This window comes from Pseudomonas sp. Irchel s3a18 (assembly GCF_900187535.1).
GTDB lineage: Bacteria > Pseudomonadota > Gammaproteobacteria > Pseudomonadales > Pseudomonadaceae > Aquipseudomonas.
Genome location: NZ_FYDV01000004.1, coordinates 23,054 through 44,487, shown reverse-complemented (window position 1 = coordinate 44,487; position 21,434 = coordinate 23,054). Strand labels below are relative to the sequence as shown.

General features: G+C 59.9%; 22 protein-coding genes. 10 read left to right on the top strand and 12 right to left on the bottom strand.

Going from position 1 to position 21,434, the window contains the following annotated elements; all coding sequences use genetic code 11:
* Positions 1-35: 35 nt before the first annotated feature.
* Both typA and thiI read right to left on the bottom strand, forming a co-directional pair.
* A complete protein-coding gene (typA, locus tag CKW29_RS07440) occupies positions 36-1,856 on the bottom strand; it encodes a translational GTPase TypA (RefSeq protein ID WP_095148223.1) in 1,821 nt (606 codons plus the stop codon).
* Between the two features lie 139 nt (positions 1,857-1,995).
* Positions 1,996-3,450, bottom strand: a complete 1,455-nt coding sequence (gene thiI / locus CKW29_RS07435) for a tRNA uracil 4-sulfurtransferase ThiI (RefSeq protein ID WP_095144589.1) — start codon at positions 3,448-3,450, stop codon at positions 1,996-1,998.
* Between the two features lie 331 nt (positions 3,451-3,781).
* Between thiI and glnA the strand changes: the two genes are divergently transcribed.
* The 4 genes from glnA to ntrC all read left to right on the top strand — a co-directional run bounded on the left by glnA (position 3,782) and on the right by ntrC (position 8,732).
* Positions 3,782-5,188, top strand: a complete 1,407-nt coding sequence (gene glnA, locus CKW29_RS07425; RefSeq protein WP_095148222.1) for a glutamate--ammonia ligase — start codon at positions 3,782-3,784, stop codon at positions 5,186-5,188.
* A 202-nt stretch (positions 5,189-5,390) separates the two neighbouring features.
* Complete coding sequence (locus tag CKW29_RS07420) at positions 5,391-5,897, top strand: DUF4124 domain-containing protein (protein ID WP_095148293.1); 507 nt, start codon at positions 5,391-5,393, stop codon at positions 5,895-5,897.
* Between the two features lie 316 nt (positions 5,898-6,213).
* Complete coding sequence (gene glnL, locus CKW29_RS07415; RefSeq protein ID WP_095077956.1) at positions 6,214-7,299, top strand: nitrogen regulation protein NR(II); 1,086 nt, start codon at positions 6,214-6,216, stop codon at positions 7,297-7,299.
* Positions 7,296-8,732, top strand: a complete 1,437-nt coding sequence (gene ntrC / locus CKW29_RS07410) for a nitrogen regulation protein NR(I) (RefSeq protein WP_095144587.1) — start codon at positions 7,296-7,298, stop codon at positions 8,730-8,732. Before glnL ends, ntrC begins: the two co-directional genes overlap by 4 nt.
* A gap of 463 nt (positions 8,733-9,195) precedes the next feature.
* Here the strand turns inward: ntrC and CKW29_RS07400 are convergent, their stop codons facing one another.
* Positions 9,196-9,636: a hypothetical protein gene (locus tag CKW29_RS07400; RefSeq protein WP_095148221.1), complete on the bottom strand. Its 441-nt coding sequence runs from the start codon at positions 9,634-9,636 to the stop codon at positions 9,196-9,198.
* On the opposite strand from CKW29_RS07400, the gene CKW29_RS07395 reads away from it, so the two are divergent.
* A complete protein-coding gene (locus CKW29_RS07395) occupies positions 9,635-10,090 on the top strand; it encodes a tRNA (cytidine(34)-2'-O)-methyltransferase (protein WP_032862277.1) in 456 nt (151 codons plus the stop codon). The two genes, CKW29_RS07400 and CKW29_RS07395, sit on opposite strands and share 2 nt — an antisense overlap.
* 101 nt (positions 10,091-10,191) lie before the next feature.
* On the opposite strand, the gene secB is transcribed toward CKW29_RS07395, so the two are convergent.
* From secB to CKW29_RS07380, 3 genes are read right to left on the bottom strand one after another with little or no spacing between them, the layout of a single operon-like run.
* Entirely contained in the window at positions 10,192-10,674 is a 483-nt protein-coding gene (gene secB, locus CKW29_RS07390) for a protein-export chaperone SecB (protein ID WP_095144584.1), read from the bottom strand.
* Between the two features lie 56 nt (positions 10,675-10,730).
* Positions 10,731-10,985 (bottom strand): glutaredoxin 3, encoded by a 255-nt coding sequence (grxC, locus tag CKW29_RS07385; protein ID WP_095148220.1) that lies wholly within the window; start codon positions 10,983-10,985, stop codon positions 10,731-10,733.
* Between the two features lies 1 nt (position 10,986).
* The gene (locus CKW29_RS07380; RefSeq protein WP_095148219.1) at positions 10,987-11,400 is read right to left on the bottom strand and encodes a rhodanese-like domain-containing protein; all 414 of its coding nucleotides are present in this window, start codon (positions 11,398-11,400) and stop codon (positions 10,987-10,989) included.
* Positions 11,401-11,554: 154 nt separating this feature from the next.
* Between CKW29_RS07380 and gpmI the strand changes: the two genes are divergently transcribed.
* The 4 genes from gpmI (at position 11,555) to CKW29_RS07360 (ending at position 16,633) form a co-directional block, all read left to right on the top strand.
* The gene (gpmI, locus tag CKW29_RS07375; protein WP_095148218.1) at positions 11,555-13,084 is read left to right on the top strand and encodes a 2,3-bisphosphoglycerate-independent phosphoglycerate mutase; all 1,530 of its coding nucleotides are present in this window, start codon (positions 11,555-11,557) and stop codon (positions 13,082-13,084) included.
* A gap of 139 nt (positions 13,085-13,223) precedes the next feature.
* Positions 13,224-14,510 (top strand): murein hydrolase activator EnvC, encoded by a 1,287-nt coding sequence (locus tag CKW29_RS07370; RefSeq protein WP_095148217.1) that lies wholly within the window; start codon positions 13,224-13,226, stop codon positions 14,508-14,510.
* A gap of 31 nt (positions 14,511-14,541) precedes the next feature.
* Positions 14,542-15,849, top strand: coding sequence for a S41 family peptidase (locus CKW29_RS07365; RefSeq protein ID WP_095144580.1), 1,308 nt, complete (start codon positions 14,542-14,544; stop codon positions 15,847-15,849).
* A gap of 1 nt (position 15,850) precedes the next feature.
* Entirely contained in the window at positions 15,851-16,633 is a 783-nt protein-coding gene (locus CKW29_RS07360; RefSeq protein ID WP_095148216.1) for a divergent polysaccharide deacetylase family protein, read from the top strand.
* Between the two features lie 42 nt (positions 16,634-16,675).
* Here CKW29_RS07360 and CKW29_RS07355 read toward each other — a convergent pair whose 3' ends face one another.
* From CKW29_RS07355 to hisB, 6 genes are all read right to left on the bottom strand, one after another.
* Positions 16,676-17,431, bottom strand: a complete 756-nt coding sequence (locus CKW29_RS07355; protein ID WP_095144578.1) for an ABC transporter substrate-binding protein — start codon at positions 17,429-17,431, stop codon at positions 16,676-16,678.
* 66 nt (positions 17,432-17,497) lie between these two features.
* The gene (hisF, locus tag CKW29_RS07350; protein ID WP_095144577.1) at positions 17,498-18,268 is read right to left on the bottom strand and encodes an imidazole glycerol phosphate synthase subunit HisF; all 771 of its coding nucleotides are present in this window, start codon (positions 18,266-18,268) and stop codon (positions 17,498-17,500) included.
* Positions 18,269-18,359: 91 nt separating this feature from the next.
* Entirely contained in the window at positions 18,360-19,109 is a 750-nt protein-coding gene (gene hisA, locus CKW29_RS07345) for a 1-(5-phosphoribosyl)-5-[(5-phosphoribosylamino)methylideneamino]imidazole-4-carboxamide isomerase (RefSeq protein WP_095148215.1), read from the bottom strand.
* 42 nt (positions 19,110-19,151) lie between these two features.
* Complete coding sequence (locus CKW29_RS07340) at positions 19,152-19,409, bottom strand: DUF2164 domain-containing protein (RefSeq protein WP_095077943.1); 258 nt, start codon at positions 19,407-19,409, stop codon at positions 19,152-19,154.
* On the bottom strand, positions 19,410-20,048 hold the full coding sequence (gene hisH / locus CKW29_RS07335) for an imidazole glycerol phosphate synthase subunit HisH (RefSeq protein ID WP_095148214.1): 639 nt from the start codon (positions 20,046-20,048) through the stop codon (positions 19,410-19,412).
* The gene (gene hisB, locus CKW29_RS07330) at positions 20,048-20,641 is read right to left on the bottom strand and encodes an imidazoleglycerol-phosphate dehydratase HisB (protein WP_095077941.1); all 594 of its coding nucleotides are present in this window, start codon (positions 20,639-20,641) and stop codon (positions 20,048-20,050) included. Before hisB ends, hisH begins: the two co-directional genes overlap by 1 nt.
* 393 nt (positions 20,642-21,034) lie before the next feature.
* Here hisB and CKW29_RS07325 point away from each other — a divergent pair, with 393 nt between their 5' ends.
* Positions 21,035-21,433 (top strand): acetyl-CoA sensor PanZ family protein, encoded by a 399-nt coding sequence (locus CKW29_RS07325; RefSeq protein ID WP_095148213.1) that lies wholly within the window; start codon positions 21,035-21,037, stop codon positions 21,431-21,433.
* Position 21,434: the final 1 nt, after the last annotated feature.

Here is a 21,434-nt window from a genome sequence, read left to right as displayed (position 1 = left end):
CGACCGGGGGCGTTTTTGTTAAGCCAGGCTAAATCTTATGCCTTGGCTTTCTTGGCAGCGCGGGTACGCTCGCTTTCGTCCAGGATCTTCTTGCGAAGACGGATGGACTTAGGCGTCACTTCACACAGCTCGTCGTCCTGGATGAATTCCAGAGCCTGTTCCAGGGTGAAGCGAACAGGTGGAACCAGAGCGATGGTTTCGTCTTTACCCGAAGCACGCATGTTGTCGAGCTTCTTGCCCTTGGTAGGGTTCACGCCCAGGTCGTTGTCACGGCTGTTCAGACCAACGATCTGACCGTTGTAGATTTCCTGACCGTGTTCAACGAACAGCTTGCCACGCGCCTGCAGGGTTTCCAGGGAGTAGGTCAGCGCCTTGCCGGTTTCAACCGAAACCAGTACACCGTTCTGACGGCCGGACATGTCGCCGGACTTCATCACGTCGTAACGGTCGAAGATCGAGGTCAGGATGCCAGCACCGTTGGTCAGGGTCAGGAACTGGTTACGGAAACCGATCAGACCACGAGCAGGGATGTTGTATTCCAGACGTACACGGCCCTTGCCATCCGGCACCATGTTGGTCAGGTCGCCCTTACGCAGGCCCATCTCTTCCATCACCTTGCCCTGGGATTCTTCCGGCAGGTCGATGGTGACGTTTTCGAACGGTTCGTGCTTCACGCCGTCAACCAGACGGATGATCACTTCCGGACGGCCTACAGCCATTTCGAAGCCTTCGCGACGCATGGTTTCGATCAGTACCGAGAGGTGCAGTTCGCCACGGCCGGAAACCTTGAACTTGTCAGCCGAGTCGCCTTCTTCAACGCGCAGTGCAACGTTGTACAGCAGCTCTTTGTCCAGACGTTCCTTGATGTTACGGGAAGTCACGAACTTGCCTTCTTTACCGCAAAATGGCGAGTCGTTTACCTGGAAGGTCATGGAAACGGTTGGCTCGTCGACGGTCAACGGCTTCATCGCTTCGACCGTGTCCGGGTGGCACAGGGTGTCGGAGATGAACAGCGAGTCCATACCGCTGATGCACACGATGTCGCCTGCAGCTGCTTCTTCAACGTCGATACGGTGCAGACCGTGGTGACCCATCAGCTTCAGGATACGGCCGTTACGCTTCTTGCCGTCGGCGCCGATGGCGACAACTGGAGTGTTCGGCTTGACGCGACCACGAGCGATACGGCCAACGCCGATAACACCCAGGAAGCTGTTGTAGTCCAGTGCCGAGATTTGCATCTGGAACGGACCGTCACGGTCAACTTTTGGTGCTGGAACGTGGTCAACAATCGCCTGGTACAGCGGGGTCATGTCTTCAGCCATCTCGTTGTGGTCCAGACCGGCAATACCGTTCAGGGCCGAAGCGTAGACGACTTGGAAGTCCAGTTGTTCTTCGGTGGCACCCAGGTTGTCGAACAGATCGAAGATCTGGTCCAGAACCCAGTCCGGACGCGCGCCTGGACGGTCAACCTTGTTGATGCACACGATTGGACGCAGGCCGGCTTCGAAAGCCTTCTTGGTCACGAAACGGGTTTGCGGCATAGGGCCGTCTTGAGCGTCAACCAGCAGCAGAACGGAGTCGACCATCGACATTACGCGTTCAACTTCGCCGCCGAAGTCGGCGTGGCCCGGGGTGTCCACGATGTTGATGTGGTAGCCGTTCCAGTTGATGGCGGTGTTTTTCGCCAGAATGGTAATACCGCGCTCTTTCTCCTGGTCGTTGGAGTCCATCACGCGCTCGTCGTTGAGCTCGTTGCGCTCCAGGGTGCCGGATTGACGCAAGAGTTTGTCTACCAGGGTGGTTTTACCATGGTCAACGTGAGCAATGATGGCGATGTTGCGTAGATTTTCGATCACTTGTGTATCTCGATCAGAGGATTCGGTGTGCTGACAAGTCTTGGCAGCGATTTACAGTAGAGTCAGGCCTTGCCGTTACAGCTTGACGGCAGAGTCGGGGGGCCGGTGACGCAGGCCACAGGCATACAGCCCCGGGCTCTTAGCTCGGTCGATAAACGCGCACATTGGCATGCCCCTCACTGAGCAAATGGTGGGCATGCAGGCGACTCATCACGCCTTTGTCGCAATACAGCAGGTACTGGCGAGTAGGGTCCAGTTCCTTGAAACGAGCGTTCAGTGCATAAAACGGCATCGTTTGTACCTCGACGCCAGCCAACTCCAGCGGGTCGTCTTCAGCGGCATCCGGGTGACGGATATCGATGACGATCTGACCGGCCAGCGCTTCGCTGACTTCTTCAATCTGCAAGTCCTGGCCCAACTCGTCGATCACCCGATCGATCGGCACCAGTTTGGCGTTCTCGAGCGCACGCTCGAGCACGGCCATATCGAATTCTGTCTCTTCATGCTCCACGCGCGGACGCTTGGCGTGGGTCTTGGGGTTCACCGAGATGACCCCGCAGTACTCCGGCATGTGCTTGGCGAAGTCGGCGGTGCCGATTTCGTTGGCCAGGTCGATGATGTCCTGCTTGTGACTGGCGATCAGCGGGCGCAATACCAGCTTGTCGGTCACGCAGTCGATCACCGACAGGTTCGGCAGCGTCTGGCTGGAAACCTGGGAAATCGCCTCACCAGTGACCAGCGCCTCGATATCCAGTCGATCCGCGATTCGGGACGCAGCGCGTAACATCATACGCTTCAATACTACGCCCATATGACTGTTATCGACTTTGCCGAGAATTTCTCCCAGCACTTCCTCGAACGGCACACTGACAAATAACACGCGCTGGGAGCTGCCGTACTTCTTCCAGATGAAGTGCGCGACTTCCATCACGCCCAACTCGTGGGCACGCCCACCGAGGTTGAAGAAGCAGAAGTGCGCCATCAGCCCGCGACGCATGATCTGGTAGGCCGCGACAGTGGAATCGAAACCGCCGGACATCAGTACCAGGGTCTGTTCCAGCGCGCCCAACGGATAACCGCCGATGCCGTTGTGCTGGTTGTGAATCACGAACAACCGTTTGTCGCGAATTTCGATGCGGACTTCGATTTGCGGCTCTTTCAGGGAAATCCCGGCTGCGCCGCACTGACGACGCAGCTGGCTGCCGACGTATTTCTCGACGTCCATCGAGCTGAATTCGTGCTTGCCGGCACGCTTGCAGCGCACCGAAAAAATCTTCCCGGCCAGCGCCTCGCCGAAGTGCAGCTTGCACTTGGCGACGACGTCGTCGAAGTCGCCCAGCGGGTACTCGTCGACCTGCAGGAAATGCGCGATACCCGGCATGCAGCTCAGGCGCTCGGTCATGTCCTTCAAGGCTTTGGGGTCGGTGACGTGCGTTTCCAGCTCGAGATTGTCCCACACGCCGTTCACCACCACGGCCGGGTCCAGATCGCGGAGCACGGCACGGATGTTCTTGGCCAACTGACGGATGAAACGCATCCGTACCGGGCGGCTTTTGATGGTGATCTCGGGGAAGACTTTTACGATTAGTTTCATGAAAACAGCGCGCGCACGGCCAGCCGAAAAAGGGGGGCGCGGATTATAGCGGAAATTGCTCAAGGTTTAACCAGTTAATATGCAGAAGGTTTTCGATGCACCAAAACGGGTCATTTGCAGCGGATGGCGCTACATTAGAGGGCGCTATTTTTCGTATTTCAGGGCTTTGCGCCTTTATAAGCGTGATATTGGGGCAAAAAACCCAAGTCGGGGCACTGGCATGCAATTTGCTCCCTTGTGAGGCAGGTTGCCTTGGCAGAGTATTCGCGCCGGCATCACCCACATTCCAAGGGCTATCCATTACTAAGCCCGAAGCCACCCGGAGGACACTATGTCGAAGTCGGTTCAACTCATCAAAGATCATGACGTCAAATGGATTGATCTGCGCTTCACGGACACCAAAGGCACTCAGCACCACGTGACCATGCCGGCTCGCGACGCGCTGGATGATGCTTTCTTCGAAGAAGGCAAAATGTTCGACGGTTCCTCCATCGCCGGCTGGAAAGGCATCGAAGCCTCCGACATGATCCTGATGCCGGACGACACCACTGCCGTCCTCGACCCGTTCACCGAAGAGCCGACCCTGATCCTGGTCTGCGACGTGATCGAGCCTTCGACCATGCAAGGCTACGACCGCGACCCACGTGCGATCGCCAAGCGCGCCGAGGAATACCTGAAGTCGACCGGTATCGGCGACACCGTATTTGTTGGTCCAGAGCCAGAATTCTTCATCTTCGACGAAGTGAAGTTCAAGTCCGACATCTCCGGCTCGATGTTCAAGATCTTCTCCGAACAAGGTTCGTGGATGTCCGACCAGGACGTGGAAGGCGGCAACAAAGGCCACCGTCCAGGCGTCAAAGGCGGCTACTTCCCTGTTCCGCCGTTCGACCACGACCACGAAATCCGTACCTCCATGTGCAACGCCATGGAAGAGATGGGCCTGGTCATCGAAGTTCACCACCACGAAGTGGCGACTGCCGGCCAGAACGAAATCGGTGTGAAGTTCAACACCCTGGTTGCCAAGGCTGACGAAGTTCAGACCCTGAAGTACTGCGTACACAACGTTGCCGATGCCTACGGCCGCACCGCGACCTTCATGCCTAAACCACTGTACGGCGACAACGGTTCGGGCATGCACGTTCACCTGTCCATCGCCAAAGATGGCAAGAACACCTTCGCAGGCGAAGGCTATGCCGGGCTGTCCGACACCGCCCTGTACTTCATCGGCGGCATCATCAAGCACGGTAAGGCCCTGAACGGCTTCACCAACCCGTCGACCAACTCCTACAAGCGTCTGGTCCCAGGCTTTGAAGCTCCGGTCATGCTGGCCTACTCGGCTCGCAACCGCTCCGCTTCGATCCGTATTCCTTACGTGTCCAGCCCTCGCGCTCGCCGTATCGAAGCCCGCTTCCCGGATCCAGCAGCCAACCCATACCTGAGCTTCGCTGCACTGCTGATGGCTGGCCTGGACGGCATCCAGAACAAGATCCACCCTGGCGACGCTGCTGACAAGAACCTGTATGACCTGCCGCCTGAAGAGGCCAAAGAGATCCCACAAGTTTGCGGCAGTCTGAAAGAAGCCCTGGAAGAGCTGGACAAAGGTCGTGCGTTCCTGACCAAAGGCGGCGTTTTCAGCGACGACTTCATCGACGCTTACATCGCCCTGAAAAGCGAAGAAGAAATCAAGGTTCGTACCTTCGTACACCCACTGGAATACGAGCTGTACTACAGCTGCTGATCCAGTAGCGCCTGCGCAAGCAGCGCGCCCCTAAAGAGGCCTCCTTCGGGAGGCCTTTTTTGTGAGCTCAATCCAGGCACCTTGATAGAGCGCCTGTCGTTTCGAGAAACGCCAGGAAACCATGCGCAACCCTTTCGCGACTTGGGCCAGCCACCCGGCCTGCCTTATGCTACGAGCCAACACCTGCGCATTGGTTGACCTTATGTCTCGCGGTTCTCTGTGGATGTTGCTGCTGATCACCCTGCCCGCCACTGCACAGATCCATGTGTACACCGACGCTCACGGCAACACCGCCTACAGCAGTCGGCCACCCGATGGCGTGGAGAGCCAGGTGATTGAACCTGCGCCAATGAACACCCTTTCGTTCCCGACATCACCCACCACCGTGCAAGCAGCCCCGCGCACCGAGAACACCCGCGCGTACTCGACACTGGAGCTGACCGGCCTGCCCACGCACGAAGCCCTTCGCGCCAACAACGGCACCTTCACCGTTGATGTGCGGATTGAACCGCACCTGCAGGAAGCCCATCGGTTGCGCCTGCTGCTGGACGGCCAGCCCTATGGTCAACCGAGCAACGTGCCGCGCCTGCAACTGGTCAACATCGACCGTGGCGAGCACAGCCTCGCCGTTCAGGTACTGGCGGGAGACACCCCGGTGCAACAGAGCCCCGCGATCACCTTCAGCCTGCAGCGGGCGCGCAAACCCTGAAGCGCTGACAGGCGGCGATCCGTGGCTGCCTCGAAGAAAAAAAACGAAATCTTCTTTCTTCTGACGTCATTCAGGTTTACGCACTATATTGGTGCGATTGGTTGCACCCTTGCCACATGACAACCCATTTTGGTTCGAAAACACCCGGAAAAGCTGGCATAGCGCCACGTAATAGAACTTAAAACGCCCGTTTCAGGGGGTTATTGCTTCTTTTCGGAGCCTTGGTTTGGTTTTTGCATTTTCCTCGCATCAGCGATTTATTCGCGCGCGTAATCCGGGACCGGCCCCGGGTTGCCTTGCTCCAAAAGAGGTCCTAATGACCATCAGCGACGCACTGCACCGCTTGCTACTCGACAACCTGACCACCGCGACCATTCTGCTCAATGCCGAACTGCGGCTTGAGTACATGAACCCGGCCGCGGAAATGCTCCTGGCCATCAGCGGCCAACGCAGCCACGGCCAGTTCATCAGTGAGCTGTTTACCGAGTCGACCGAAGCCCTGAACTCCTTACGCCAGGCCGTCGAGCAGGCGCACCCATTCACCAAGCGTGAAGCGATGCTCACCGCCCTGACCGGCCAGACCCTGACCGTCGACTACGCCGTGACACCGATCCTGAGCAACGGCACGACCCTGCTGTTGCTGGAAGTACACCCACGCGACCGCTTGCTGCGCATCACCAAGGAAGAAGCGCAGCTGTCCAAGCAGGAGACCAGCAAGATGCTGGTACGCGGCCTCGCTCACGAGATCAAGAACCCACTGGGCGGGATTCGCGGCGCGGCCCAGCTGCTGGCTCGCGAGCTGCCGGAAGAAAGCCTCAAGGACTACACCAACGTCATCATCGAGGAAGCCGACCGCCTGCGGAACCTGGTGGATCGCATGCTCGGCTCAAACAAGCTGCCGTCGCTGGCCATGTGCAACATTCACGAAGTACTGGAGCGCGTGTGCAATCTGGTCGAGGCCGAAAGCCAGGGCTGCATCACATTGGTGCGCGACTATGACCCGAGCATCCCGGACGTGCTGATCGACCGCGAACAAATGATCCAGGCGGTACTGAACATCGTGCGCAACGCGATGCAGGCCATCAGCAGCCAGAACGAGCTGCGCCTGGGACGAATCACCCTGCGCTCGCGCGCCATGCGCCAGTTCACCATCGGCCACGTCCGCCATCGCCTGGTGACCAAGATCGAGATCATCGACAACGGCCCGGGCATTGCCGCCGACCTGCAGGAAACCATCTTCTTCCCCATGGTCAGCGGTCGCCCGGACGGTACCGGGCTGGGCCTGGCCATTACCCAGAACATCATCAGCCAGCACCAGGGCCTGATCGAATGTGACAGCCATCCAGGCCACACCACGTTCTCGATCTTTCTGCCACTGGAACAAGGAGCCACATCGACATGAGCCGTAGTGAAACCGTGTGGATCGTCGATGACGACCGTTCTATCCGTTGGGTTCTGGAAAAAGCCTTGCAACAGGAAGGCATGACCACGCAAAGCTTTGACAGCGCCGACGGCGTCATGAGCCGCCTGGCACGCCAGCAACCGGACGTGATCATCTCTGACATCCGCATGCCCGGTGCCAGTGGCCTGGACCTGCTGGCCCGGATCCGCGAACAACATCCACGGCTGCCCGTGATCATCATGACCGCCCACTCCGATCTGGACAGCGCTGTCGCGTCCTATCAGGGCGGCGCATTCGAGTACCTGCCCAAGCCGTTCGATGTCGACGAAGCGGTATCGCTGGTCAAGCGCGCCAATCAGCATGCCCAGGAACAGCAAGGGCTGGAAGTCGCCCCGACCCTGACCCGCACGCCGGAAATCATTGGCGAAGCGCCCGCCATGCAGGAAGTGTTTCGCGCCATCGGGCGCTTGAGCCACTCCAACATTACCGTGCTGATCAATGGTGAGTCCGGTACCGGCAAAGAACTGGTGGCCCACGCCCTGCACCGCCACAGCCCACGGGCGGCCTCACCGTTCATCGCCTTGAACATGGCAGCGATCCCCAAGGACCTGATGGAGTCCGAGCTGTTCGGCCACGAGAAAGGCGCATTCACCGGTGCCGCCAACCTGCGGCGCGGGCGCTTTGAACAGGCCGATGGCGGCACCCTGTTCCTCGATGAAATCGGTGACATGCCGGCCGACACCCAGACCCGCTTGCTGCGAGTGCTGGCAGACGGTGAGTTTTACCGGGTCGGCGGTCATGTGCCGGTCAAGGTCGACGTACGCATCATCGCGGCGACTCACCAGAACCTGGAAACCCTAGTGCATGCCGGGAAATTCCGTGAAGACTTGTTTCACCGCCTGAACGTGATCCGCATCCACATTCCGCGCCTGTCGGACCGTCGCGAAGACATCCCGACCCTGGCCAAGCACTTCCTCTCCCGCGCCGCGCAAGAACTGGCGGTGGAGCCGAAGCTGCTGAAAAGCGAAACCGAGGAATACCTGAAGAACCTGCCATGGCCCGGCAACGTGCGCCAACTGGAGAACACCTGCCGCTGGATCACGGTGATGGCTTCGGGTCGCGAAGTGCACATCGGCGACCTGCCGCCAGAACTGCTGAGCCTGCCGCAGGATTCGGCGCCGGTGACCAACTGGGAGCAAGCGCTGCGCCAGTGGGCTGACCAGGCACTGGCACGCGGTCAGTCGAACCTGCTCGACAGCGCAGTCCCCAGCTTCGAACGGATCATGATCGAAACCGCCCTCAAGCACACCGCAGGCCGCCGTCGCGACGCCGCCGTGCTACTGGGCTGGGGTCGCAACACCCTGACCCGCAAGATCAAGGAACTGGGGATGAAGGTCGACGGCGGGGATGATGACGAGGGCGACGAAGGCTGAATGACACGCCCTACTGTAGGAGCAGCCGGTCGACGCTCGAGTGCTCGCGAAAAACGTCAAGACAGCGCGGTCATCCAGACGACATGCGCCATCGTTGACGACCATCGTCGGAGCGCCGCCCGGAGCAAGCTCGCTCCTACAGTTGATGCACCGCTTCAATGCACTGCGTTCCAGCAGTGCGCACAGTCCCCAAACCGAAAACGACCCGACACCTTAAAAACATCAGTCCCTGAAAACACCAAAGCCCCGTATTCCTGGGCTTTGCGCTTTTAGCTGAGATTTTTTGGCACAACTAGAGAGTTCTGGCACGCCCCCTGCAATAGTCCAGTCACTACCCGGTTTCGGGGACCTTGGTACAGGCAGGCCGGGGATTCCCCTCTTTACACCCGGGGCTCATCACGCAGACCGCGACGAGCCCCTGCCGCTTTGGGGTCCTTGGTACAGGCAGGCCGGGATTCCCTCTTTATTGCTCCTGGAGACGGATCTCCAATCGCCAGCGATCGTCCACCTCGCTGCCGGCCCAGTCGCCCTTCAATGGCCGGGCCGCCACCAGTGTCAGCAACAGCCCCTTGTCACTTACCCGTACCCGCCAGTTCACGTCCTTGCCATTGAGCCTGAGCTGGCCTTTCTGCGCCTTGCCCTCGGCCTCGAACAGCAGCGCGACGCTACCGTCGATCAACTCGCCGTGCGTCCCGGGTTCGTTGTTGAACCACACCACCAGGCCATCGCCCGTCACCTCGACCTGCTGCAGTTCGGTCGGCTCGGGGCTGCTCAGGCGGCCAACCATCAAGCCCACCATCAGGCCGACAATCGCCAGCGAGGCCATTACCCGTGGGAATAGCTTCGGTCGCGAGTCCACTTCAGGCGTAGAATGCTGCCCATCTTTACCTGCGGAGCCGTGCATGTTTCACGTCATCCTTTTTCAACCGGAAATTCCACCGAACACCGGCAACGTTATCAGGCTGTGCGCCAACAGTGGCTGCCACCTGCATTTGATCGAGCCGCTGGGCTTCGAGATGGATGACAAGCGCCTGCGCCGGGCCGGCCTCGATTACCACGAGTATGCCACCCTGCAGCGCCACGCCGACCTCGCCAGCTGTCTGGAAAGTCTCGGCCACCCACGCCTGTTTGCCTTCACCACCAAGGGCTCGCGGCCATTCCACGACGCCAGCTTCGCCGAGGGTGATGCGTTCCTGTTCGGCCCGGAGAGCCGTGGCTTGCCGGCCGAGGTACTGGACGCCCTGCCAGACGGCCAGCGCCTGCGCCTGCCCATGCGCGAAGGCTGCCGTAGCCTGAACCTGTCCAACACCGTCGCGGTTGCCGTGTACGAGGGCTGGCGTCAGCTGGGCTTCAAGTAACACCCGGCGGATCGCTCCCAGGCTCTGCGTGGGAACGAGCAATGGCAGACCCATGAAAAAAGCGCCTGTCACGGCGCTTTTTTCGTTACGGCATCGAATGCTTATTGAACGGTCTGTGTGCCGTCCTGCTGCATACGCTGCAGTTCTTGCGCGTACAGCGCATCGAAGTTCACCGGAGCCAGCATCAGTGCCGGGAACGAGCCACGGGTAACCAGGCTGTCCAGGGTTTCACGGGCGTAAGGGAACAGGATGTTCGGGCAGAAAGCACCCAAGGTGTGGCTCATCGACGCCGGGTCGAGGTTCTTGATCAGGAAGATACCGGCCTGCTGGACTTCAGCGATGAACGCCACTTCGTCACCGTTTTTCACGGTAACCGACAGGGTCAGCACGACTTCGTGGAAGTCTTCTTCCAGAGCCTTCTGGCGGGTATTGAGGTCCAGACCGACACTCGGCTCCCACTGCTGGCGGAAGATCGCCGGGCTTTTCGGGGCTTCGAAGGACAGGTCACGAACGTAAATGCGCTGCAGGGAGAATTGCGGTGCAGTTTCTTCTTCGTTGGCAGCAGTGTTCTGTTGGTCAGTCATCGCAGATCCTTCTTGATCTTGGGTCTTTTAGGTTTGCTTGTTCTTGAACGGAGCAGTCAGGCCTTGAGCAGCGCGTCGAGCTTGCCGGCGCGGTCCAGGGCAAACAGATCATCACAACCACCCACATGAGTGCCGCCGATCCAGATCTGCGGCACGGACGTACGTCCGGCCTTGCTGGCCATATCGGCACGCACCTGCGGTTTGCCATCGACCTTGATCTCTTCGAAGGCTACGCCCTTGTTCTCAAGCAGGTACTTGGCTCGCGAGCAGTAGGGGCAGTAATCGCTGGAATAGACGACGACGTTCGACATATCACTTCACCAGCGGCAGGTTGTCGGCTTTCCAGCTGGAGATCCCACCGGACAGCTTGGCGGCGGTGAAGCCGGATTTCATCAGTTCGCGAGCGTGGGTACCGGCGGTCTGGCCCATGGCGTCGACCAGGATGATGGTCTTGGCCTTGTGCTTTTCCAGTTCGCCCACACGAGCAGTCAGTTTGTCGTGAGGAATGTTCAGCGCGCCAACAATGTGCCCGGCGGCGAAATCCTTGCTCGAACGAATGTCGATCACCACGCCTGTGTCTTTGTTGACCAGCCCGGTCAGTTCGCCAGTGCTCAGGCTGCGGCCGCCGCCTTTCATCTCGTGGGCGATCAGCAACGCCAGCAGAACGGCGAAGATGCCGACAAGCAGATAGTGGGTAGTGGCAAATGCAATCAGGTGATCAACCATCGAAGGAGGTTCCAGGGCGTTAAAATGTCGGCCAGTATACACAGCCACTATGGTGGGCCAAACCCCGTCCGGCGGTGACGGCACCGGAACTTCGCTTTAAACTGCCACTCCCTTTTCCATCGCCCCTTTTTTAACTCAGCCACGAGTGGAATCTATGCCTACCACGCCTAAACCTTTGGTCCTGATGATTCTCGATGGCTTCGGTCACAGTGAGAGCCAGGAGTCCAACGCCATCTTCGCGGCCAGGAAGCCGGTCCTCGACCGTTTGTACGCCACTGTACCGAATGGCCTGATCTCGGGCTCGGGCATGGACGTCGGCCTGCCGGACGGGCAAATGGGCAACTCGGAAGTCGGCCACATGAACCTCGGCGCCGGCCGCGTGGTGTACCAGGACTTCACCCGCGTGACCAAAGCCATCCGCGACGGCGAGTTCTTCGAGAACCCGACCATCTGCGCAGCCGTGGACAAGGCCGTTGCCGCCGGCAAGGCCGTGCACTTCATGGGCCTGCTGTCCGATGGTGGCGTTCACAGCCACCAGGACCATCTGATTGCCATGGCCGAGCTGGCCTTCAAGCGCGGCGCCGAGAAGATCTACCTGCACGCCTTCCTCGATGGCCGTGATACACCACCGAAAAGCGCCCAATCGTCGATCGAACTGCTGGACGAAACCTTCAGGACCCTGGGTAAGGGCCGCATCGCCAGCCTGGTGGGTCGCTACTTCGCCATGGACCGCGACAACCGTTGGGATCGCGTCTCCCAGGCCTACAACCTGATCGTCGACGGCAAGGGTGAGTTCAACGCCGCCACCGCCCAGGAAGGCCTGCAAGCCGCCTACGAGCGTGGCGAAAGCGACGAATTCGTCAAGGCCACCACTATTGGCGAGCCGGTGAAAGTCGAAGACGGCGACGCCGTGGTGTTCATGAACTTCCGCGCAGACCGTGCCCGCGAACTGACCCGCGTGTTCGTCGAAGACGGGTTCAAGGAATTCGAACGTACCCGCCAGCCAAAACTGGCCGGTTTTGTCATGCTGACCCAATACGCCGCCAGCATCCCGGCACCGTCGGCCTTTGCCCCGGGCAGCCTGGAAAACGTACTGGGCGACTACCTGGCGAAGAACGGCAAGACCCAGCTGCGCATTGCCGAAACCGAGAAATACGCCCATGTGACCTTCTTCTTCTCCGGCGGTCGTGAAGACCCGTTCCCGGGCGAAGAGCGCATCCTGATCCCTTCGCCGCAAGTCGCGACCTACGACCTGCAGCCTGAGATGAGTGCACCTGAAGTCACCGACAAGATCGTCGATGCCATCGAACACCAGCGTTACGACGTGATCGTGGTCAACTACGCCAACGGCGACATGGTCGGCCACAGCGGCGTGTTCGAGGCGGCCGTCAAAGCCGTTGAATGCCTGGACCTGTGCGTGGGGCGCATCGTCGAAGCACTGGAAAAAGTCGGCGGCGAAGCGCTGATCACGGCCGACCATGGCAACGTCGAGCAAATGTCCGACGAGTCCACCGGCCAGGCCCACACAGCCCACACCACCGAGCCTGTGCCGTTCATCTATTTCGGCAAGCGCGACCTCAAGGTCCGCGAAGGCGGCGTACTGGCCGACGTGGCTCCGACCATGCTCAAGCTGCTGGGACTGGAAAAGCCTGCCGAGATGACCGGCACCTCGATCCTGGTTTAACGCTCAAAACGCTTCAATAAAGGGCTATAAACCGCTTTTTATGACGAACGCCTCAAAGCAGTTGGCTTTGAGGCGTTTTTTTTGCGGTTCATGGCGGGCATACTAGGCTGTCTTTTTTCCCCCGGTGTCGCCCGCCTCTATGCTACGCGTCCTGATTGCCCTCGCCCTGACCTGCCTGCTCCAACCGGCTTTTGCTGACGAGCGCGCACAAACCCAACAACAGTTGGACGCTACGCGTCAGGACATTGCCGAGCTGAAAAAGCTGCTGGGCAAGCTGCAGGAAGAAAAGTCCGGCGTGCAGAAAGACCTCAAGGGCACCGAGACCGAGATGGGCAAGCTCGAGAAGCAGGTCGATGCCCTGCAAAAAGAGATGAAAAAGAGCGAATCCGAGCTGCAGCGACTCGATACCGAGAAAAAAAAACTCCAGAGCGCGCGCATTGAACAGCAACAACTAATTGCCACCCAGGCTCGCGCGGCCTACCAGAACGGCCGCCAGGAGTATCTCAAGCTGCTGCTCAACCAGCAGAACCCCGAGAAATTCGCGCGCACCCTCACCTATTACGACTACCTGAGCCAGGCCCGCCTGGAGCAGCTGAAGAATTTCAACGAAACCCTGCGCCAACTGGCCAACGTCGAGCAGGATATTGCCCTGCAACAAGCCCAGTTGCTGGTACAGAAAAGCAGCCTGGACAGCCAGCGCGACGAACTCGAGAAAGTCCGCAAGGAGCGCCAGCAAGTCCTGGCCAAGCTCAACAGCGACGTAAAAGCCCGCGACCAGAAGCTGCAAGCCCGCGAGCAGGACCAGGCCGACCTGTCTAAAGTGCTCAAAACCATCGAGGAAACCCTGGCTCGCCAGGCCCGGGAGGCGGAAGAAGCGCGGCAAAAAGCGCTGATCGCCCAGCAGGAAGCCGAAAAAAAGCGTTTACGTGAGGCTCAGGCGGATGCCACTGATGCCCCACGTAAACCCGCCCGTTCAACGCCTGGCGCACTGGTTTCAAGCTCCGGTGAAACCTTTGGCGGTCCTTTTGGGTCAACCCGGGGAAAACTTCCCTGGCCAGTTGATGGTCGATTGCTGGCACGTTTCGGCGAAAGTCGCGGCGACGATGCCCGGGCCAAGTGGGATGGCGTGATGATCAGCGCTTCGGCCGGCAGCCAGGTCCATGCTGTCCATGGAGGTCGCGTGGTGTTTGCCGACTGGTTGCGCGGCGCGGGCCTGTTGGTCATTCTCGACCACGGCAACGGTTATTTGAGTTTGTACGGCCACAATCAGACCCTGCTTAAGTCGGCGGGCGATGTGGTCAAGGCTGGCGAGTCTATCTCCACTGTCGGTAACAGTGGCGGCCAGGATACGCCCGCGCTGTATTTTGCCATTCGCCAGCAGGGTCACCCGAGTGATCCCGCCCAGTGGTGCCGTGCGCAAGGATAAGCGCACCCTCTCATTCAGGAGTTCGTTCGACATGCTGCATTTGTCCCGCCTTACCTCGCTGGCCCTGACGATCGCCCTGGTGATCGGTGCGCCTTTGGCGTTTGCCGCTGAACCTGCCTCGTCGGCCTCGGCCGCGACGACCAAGGCGCCATTGCCGCTGGACGAACTGCGTACCTTCGCCGAGGTGATGGACCGGATCAAGGCGGCCTACGTCGAACCAGTCGATGACAAGACGCTGCTGGAAAATGCCATCAAGGGCATGCTCGGCAACCTCGACCCGCACTCGGCCTACCTGGGACCGGAAGACTTCGCCGACCTGCAGGAAAGCACCAGTGGCGAGTTCGGCGGCCTGGGCATCGAAATCGGCGCCGAAGACGGCTTCATCAAAGTCGTATCGCCCATCGATGACACCCCAGCTTCCAAGGCCGGCATTCAGGCTGGCGACTTCATCGTCAAGATCAACGGCCAGCCCACTCGCGGCCAGAGCATGACCGAAGCCGTGGACAAGATGCGCGGCAAGATCGGCGAGAAGATCACCCTGACCCTGGTGCGCGACGGCGGCACTCCGTTTGACGTCACCCTGACCCGCGCGACTATCCAGGTCAAAAGCGTGAAGGCCCAGTTGCTGGAGTCGGGCTACGGCTACATCCGCATCACCCAGTTCCAGGTCAAGACCGGCGAAGAGGTCTCTCAGGCCTTGGCCAAGCTACGCAAGGAAAACGGCAAGAAGCTCAAAGGCATTGTGCTCGACCTGCGTAACAACCCGGGCGGCGTGCTGCAATCGGCGGTGGAGGTGGTCGACCACTTCATCACCAAAGGCCTGATCGTTTACACCAAGGGCCGCATCGCCAACTCCGAGTTGCGCTTCTCGGCCACGGGCAAGGATGAAAGCGAAGCGGTACCGCTGGTCGTACTGATCAACGGCGGCAGCGCCTCGGCCTCGGAAATTGTCGCCGGTGCCCTGCAGGATCAAAAACGCGCGGTCGTGATGGGCACCACCAGCTTCGGTAAAGGCTCGGTGCAAACCGTACTGCCACTGAACAATGACCGTGCGCTGAAGATCACCACCGCGCTGTACTTCACCCCGAACGGGCGCTCGATCCAGGCCCAGGGTATCGTCCCGGACATCGAAGTACGCAAAGCCAAGATCACCAGCGAGCAGGACGGCGAGTACTTCAAGGAAGCCGACCTGCAAGGTCACCTGGGCAATGGCAACGGCGGCGCCGACAAGCCAAGCCGTACGGGCGCCAAGGCCAAGCCGATGCCGCAGGATGACGACTACCAACTGGCCCAGGCGCTGAGCCTGCTCAAAGGCCTGAGCATCACCCGCAGTCGCTGAGATGCGCTGGCGGTTATGGCTGGGGCTGTTGTGCTGCCTGGCGGGTGCTGTTCACGCGGCGCCCGCCCTGCCCGACTCAACACCACACAAGGCTTACCTGAGCCTGATCATCGATGACCTGGGGCAGAACCTGCCCCGTGATCGTCGCGTGCTGGCGCTACCCGGCCCGGTGACCACCGCCATCATGCCCGACACCCCCCACGCCGCCGAATTTGCCCGGGAAGCCCACCGCGCCGGTAAGATCGTCATCCTGCACATGCCCATGGACCCGGCCACCGGCCCGTTCGCCTGGCACCCCGAGTTGCCCGTTGAAGAGCTTGAGAAACGCCTGAACGCGGCGTTCAAGGCCGTGCCTTACACCGCCGGCATCAACAACCACATGGGCAGCCGCATGACCGCCCAGCGACCGGCCATGACCTGGTTGATGGCCGAGCTGCAGCAGCGGCACAAACTCTTTGTGGACAGCCGTACCAGCGCGCAGACCGTTGCCGCTGCCGAGGCACAGAAGATCGGGCTGGCCAGCGTGTCGCGGGACGTGTTCCTCGATGACGAACGCACCGAGGCGGCGATCTACGCGCAACTGCAAACCGCCATCAACCTGGCGCGCAAGCAGGGTTCAGCGGTAATGATCGGCCACCCTTACCCCCAGACCCTGGCAGTGCTGGAGCGCGAGCTGCCCAGGCTCAAGGCCCAGGGCATCGACTGGATTGATATCAGGCAGATGATCAGCGTACGCGGCAACAAGGCGATGGCCGGGCACGGGAAGGATGGGGTTTACCGCTGATTCAGATCGCTCCCACGCTCTGTGTGGAACAATCATTGAAGCCTACAGATACCGCGCCATGATGTCGTCCACCCCACCTTCCTTGCGCAGCTCATCCAGCGCGGCCTGAAGCCTGGCGACCACCTCGTCCGGCACGTCCTTGTTCAGCGCCAGGTACAGCTCGGCACTGTTGAACCGCAGCACGGTCTTGAGGCCGGTCACGCCTTCCTGACGCGCCAGGTAACGCCCCGCGGGGTCGCCAGTGGCCCACAAATCGATCTGGCCGTTGACCAGCTTCTTCGCATTGTCCTGATCGCGCAGCACCACGATCGGTGCCATGCCTTGCTTGGACAGGGTTTGGGCAATCGCATCGCCCTTGTAGGCACCTATCTTGTATTTGCGCGCCTGCTCCAGGGACTCCAGAACGATCTTGCTATCGGCCTTGGCCAGCATGATCCAGTCGTCCGGTCCCAGCGGGCCAACCCATTTGAAGAGTTTCTCGCGGTCCGGCAGACGCGCCATGACGAATACGCCATAGCCAGGTTTCTCGAGGGCGAGCTTGTAGATACGCTCCCAGGGGAAACGCAGTGTCAGACTGTAGGTGACGTTGGCGCGCTTGCAGATCTCGCGGACGATATCCACGGCGATGCCGTTGATGTTCTCATCCTGAGCGAAGTTCTTGCCGTTTTTCGCCATGTTGTAAGGCGGGAAGTTTTCCGTCAGCAACACCAGGTCGGGGTTGGTTTTTTCTGCCGCCTGTACAGCAGTGGCAAGCAGTAACGAAGCACTGGCGAGAACGAAGAGCAAGCGTCTGAGCATGTCGGGCTACCGGAATCCATGGCGTGCCCAAGCTTGCCTTGAGCCCGCCATGCTGTCCACCGGCCTTTACCGAATGACGATGCCGCGTGCCGCCATATAGGCCTTGGCTTCCGGGACGGTGTATTCGCCGAAGTGGAAAATACTCGCAGCCAATACCGCACTGGCATGGCCTTCGATGATGCCGTCGGCCAAGTGCTGCAGGTTGCCGACGCCGCCGGAGGCGATCACCGGGATCCCCAGTGCATCACTGATGGCGCGGGTCACGCCCAGGTCGAAGCCGTTTTTCATGCCGTCCTGGTCCATGCTGGTCAGCAGGATTTCGCCGGCACCCAGCCCTTCCATTTTCTTCGCCCACTCCACCGCATCCAGCCCGGTAGGTTTGCGACCACCATGGGTGAAGATCTCCCAGCGCGGGGTTTCGCCCGGCAGTGAAACCTTTTTGGCGTCGATGGCAACGACGATGCACTGCGAGCCGAAATGCTGCGCGGCCTCACCGACGAACTCAGGGTTGAACACGGCGGCGGTGTTGATCGAGACCTTGTCCGCGCCGGCATTGAGCAGGTTGCGGATGTCTTGCACCGTGCGCACGCCACCGCCCACGGTCAATGGGATGAACACCTGGCTGGCCATGCGCTCAACGGTATGCAACGTGGTGTCGCGGCCATCGACGCTGGCGGTGATGTCGAGAAAAGTAATTTCGTCGGCACCTTGCTCGTCGTAGCGACGGGCAATTTCCACCGGATCGCCGGCGTCACGGATGTTCTCGAACTTCACGCCTTTGACGACCCGGCCGTTGTCCACGTCCAGGCAAGGGATGATGCGTTTGGCCAGAGCCATACTTAATCTCCGATTAAGAGTTGCAAGCTACAAGCTACAAGCTGCAAGTAAGAGCGGATCGCGGTCGCGCTTTTAACTTGCAGCTTGCAGCTTACAGCTTGGAGCTGGCCGAGTAGCCATCACAGTAAGCTTGAGCCTCAGCAACATCCAGAGTGCCCTCATAAATCGCGCGGCCCGTGATAGCGCCGATGATCCCCGGCGCTTTGGCGTCGAGCAGCGACTTGATGTCACCCAGGTTGTGGATGCCGCCGGATGCAATCACTGGAATCCGTGTCGCCGCGGCCAGTGCCGCCGTATACGACACGTTGCAGCCTTGCATCATGCCGTCTTTGGCGATGTCGGTGTAAACGATCGCGGACACGCCGTCGGCTTCAAACTGCTTGGCCAGGTCGATCACCTGCACGGTGCTGATTTCAGCCCAGCCATCGGTGGCAACGAAGCCGTCCTTGGCATCCAGGCCGACGATCACCTTGCCCGGGAACGCGCGGCAGGCTTCGGCAACAAAGGCCGGATCTTTCACGGCCTTGGTGCCGATGATCACGTAGCTCACGCCGGCCTTGACGTAGTGCTCGATGGTTTCCAGCGAGCGAATGCCGCCGCCGATCTGGATCGGCAGGTTCGGGTAGCGCTTGGCAATGGCGGTGACGACTTCGCCGTTGACTGGCTGACCTTCAAAGGCGCCGTTCAGGTCGACCAGATGCAGACGACGGCAACCGCCCTCCACCCACTTGGCAGCCATGCTCACCGGGTCATCGGAGAACACCGTGGAATCTTCCATGCGGCCCTGGCGCAGACGAACACAGGCACCGTCTTTGAGATCGATAGCGGGAATAATCAGCATCTGGCAAACCTTCAAAATTGAATGTTCAGCTTGGCTCGGAAATCAGTTCTTCTCGAGCGCCCACAGGTCGCTTTCGATGCTTTCAAACCTCTCTTTGAGGTGTGTCTGCACATCGAAAATCGCCCTGTTGTAATAGTGCGGAGCAATTTCGCGGGTAAACAACTCAAGAATCTCGGCCGCCTCGAACGAGCCCAGGTCGAGTTCAAAGCGATCTTCCATGAAACGCTTGATCTTGCGATTGGCCTCGCTCTCCTGCTCGGGAGTGAGGGTCAGGATCGGCGGCTTCTTCTTGACTGCCATTTACCAGCGACCGTCCCACGCCGCGAAGTTCTGCAGCAACTGCAGGCCATGGGTATGGCTCTTCTCCGGGTGGAACTGCACGGCAAAACGCGAGCCTTCGGCCAGCGCGGCAGCGAAGTCGACACCGTAGTGACCGCCACCCACCACCTGGCGCGGATTACCGGCGGCGATGTAGTAGCTGTGCACGAAGTAGAAGCGCGCCAGATCCGGAATGTTGTGCCACAGCGGGTGATCCACCGCCTGCTTCACTTCGTTCCAGCCCATGTGAGGAACTTTGAGGTGTTCGCCGTCCTCGATCAGGCCTTTGCCGAAGAACTTCACCTGGCCCGGGAACAGACCGATGCAGTCGACGCCGTCGTTCTCTTCACTGTGCTCAAGCAAGGCTTGCATGCCCACGCAGATGCCGAGGAACGGACGGTCCTGGCTGACTTCACGCACCAGCGAGTCGAAGCCCAGGCGACGGATCTCCGCCATGCAATCGCGAATCGCGCCGACACCGGGGAAAACCACCCGGTCGGCTTCGCGAATCACATTGGCATCGCTGGTGATCAGCACCTTGCCGGCCCCTACATGCTCGAGGGCCTTGGCCACCGAGTGCAGGTTGCCCATGCCGTAATCGATAACCGCGACCGTCTGCATTACAGAACGCCCTTGGTCGACGGCATTTGCCCGGCCATGCGGTCATCCAGCTCAACGGCCATGCGCAATGCGCGGCCGAAGGCCTTGAACACGGTTTCGATCTGGTGGTGGGTGTTGTGCCCACGCAGATTGTCGATGTGCAAGGTCACGTTGGCGTGGTTGACGAAGCCCTGGAAAAATTCCTGGAACAAATCAACGTCGAAGCCGCCGACCGTCGCACGGGTATAGGGAACATGCATCTGCAGGCCAGGACGGCCGGAGAAGTCGATCACCACGCGCGACAGCGCTTCATCGAGCGGCACGTAGGCATGACCGTAGCGACGGATGCCTTTCTTGTCGCCAATGGCTTTGGTGAAGGCCTGACCCAGGGTGATACCGACGTCTTCCACCGTATGGTGGTCGTCGATATGCAGGTCGCCCTTGCTCTCGATATCCAGGTCGATCAACCCGTGACGGGCGATCTGGTCCAGCATGTGCTCAAGGAAGGGAACACCGATATTGAATCGGGCCTTTCCGGTGCCATCCAGGTTGATCGAGGCTTTGATCTGGGTTTCCAGAGTGTCGCGCTCGACGGACGCCTTACGTTCGGCCATCACCAGCTCCGCAAAATCATTGGGCGAAAAAGGCAGCCATTATAGGCACGCGAGCGGCAAACAGAAACACGCGAGGTGATATCCCTGACGGGCTGAACCCAATGCCTGCGGGGATATACATGTCAGTACAAGCGCTGGGATCTCTCCCACAGAGTCAGGCAACCTTTCAGCCACGGCCTCGTTGCACGCAGGCATGGCCATTTTATTGAGTGAATCCCCGTTGGGCGCCACAATGGGTCACAGAGGGACGGACGAATGGGCAGAGGTTACCATTTGCCCGCAACCGAAAAACCAGACTGATATCGCCCTTTCATGGGCCATCTGCTCCAACTGCACGCCCCCCCTTTCACCCGCCGGCCGCACGACCTGGCTCGCCCTTTCAAAGGAAACCCTATGCCCATCGTCGTTGAATCACTGCGCGACCCCAGTTATCAGGATCAGCAGGATCTACAGAAGATTTACCACGATGCACCCCATTGGCTGTTTGCACCGTTTGAAGGCGCCGCACAACTGATCGAAGACAGCCTGCTTGATGGCACACTGATCGCCGGCAGCTTCAATGATCGGTTGCTCGGTGCGGCACGCCTGAAACGGCACTCGAACACCTGGCAACTGTCTCAATTGTGCGTGCGAAAAGTCACCCGTCGCCGGGGTGTTGCTGAACGACTGGTGTGCGAAGCGCAGGCGATGGCTGAACGGGCCGGGGCAGAACTGCACTTGCTGGCCCCTGCCGGGCACCTTGAAGCCCAGGCGCTGGCTGCCAAACTCAAGCTGCCGCTGGACCCGATCTAAA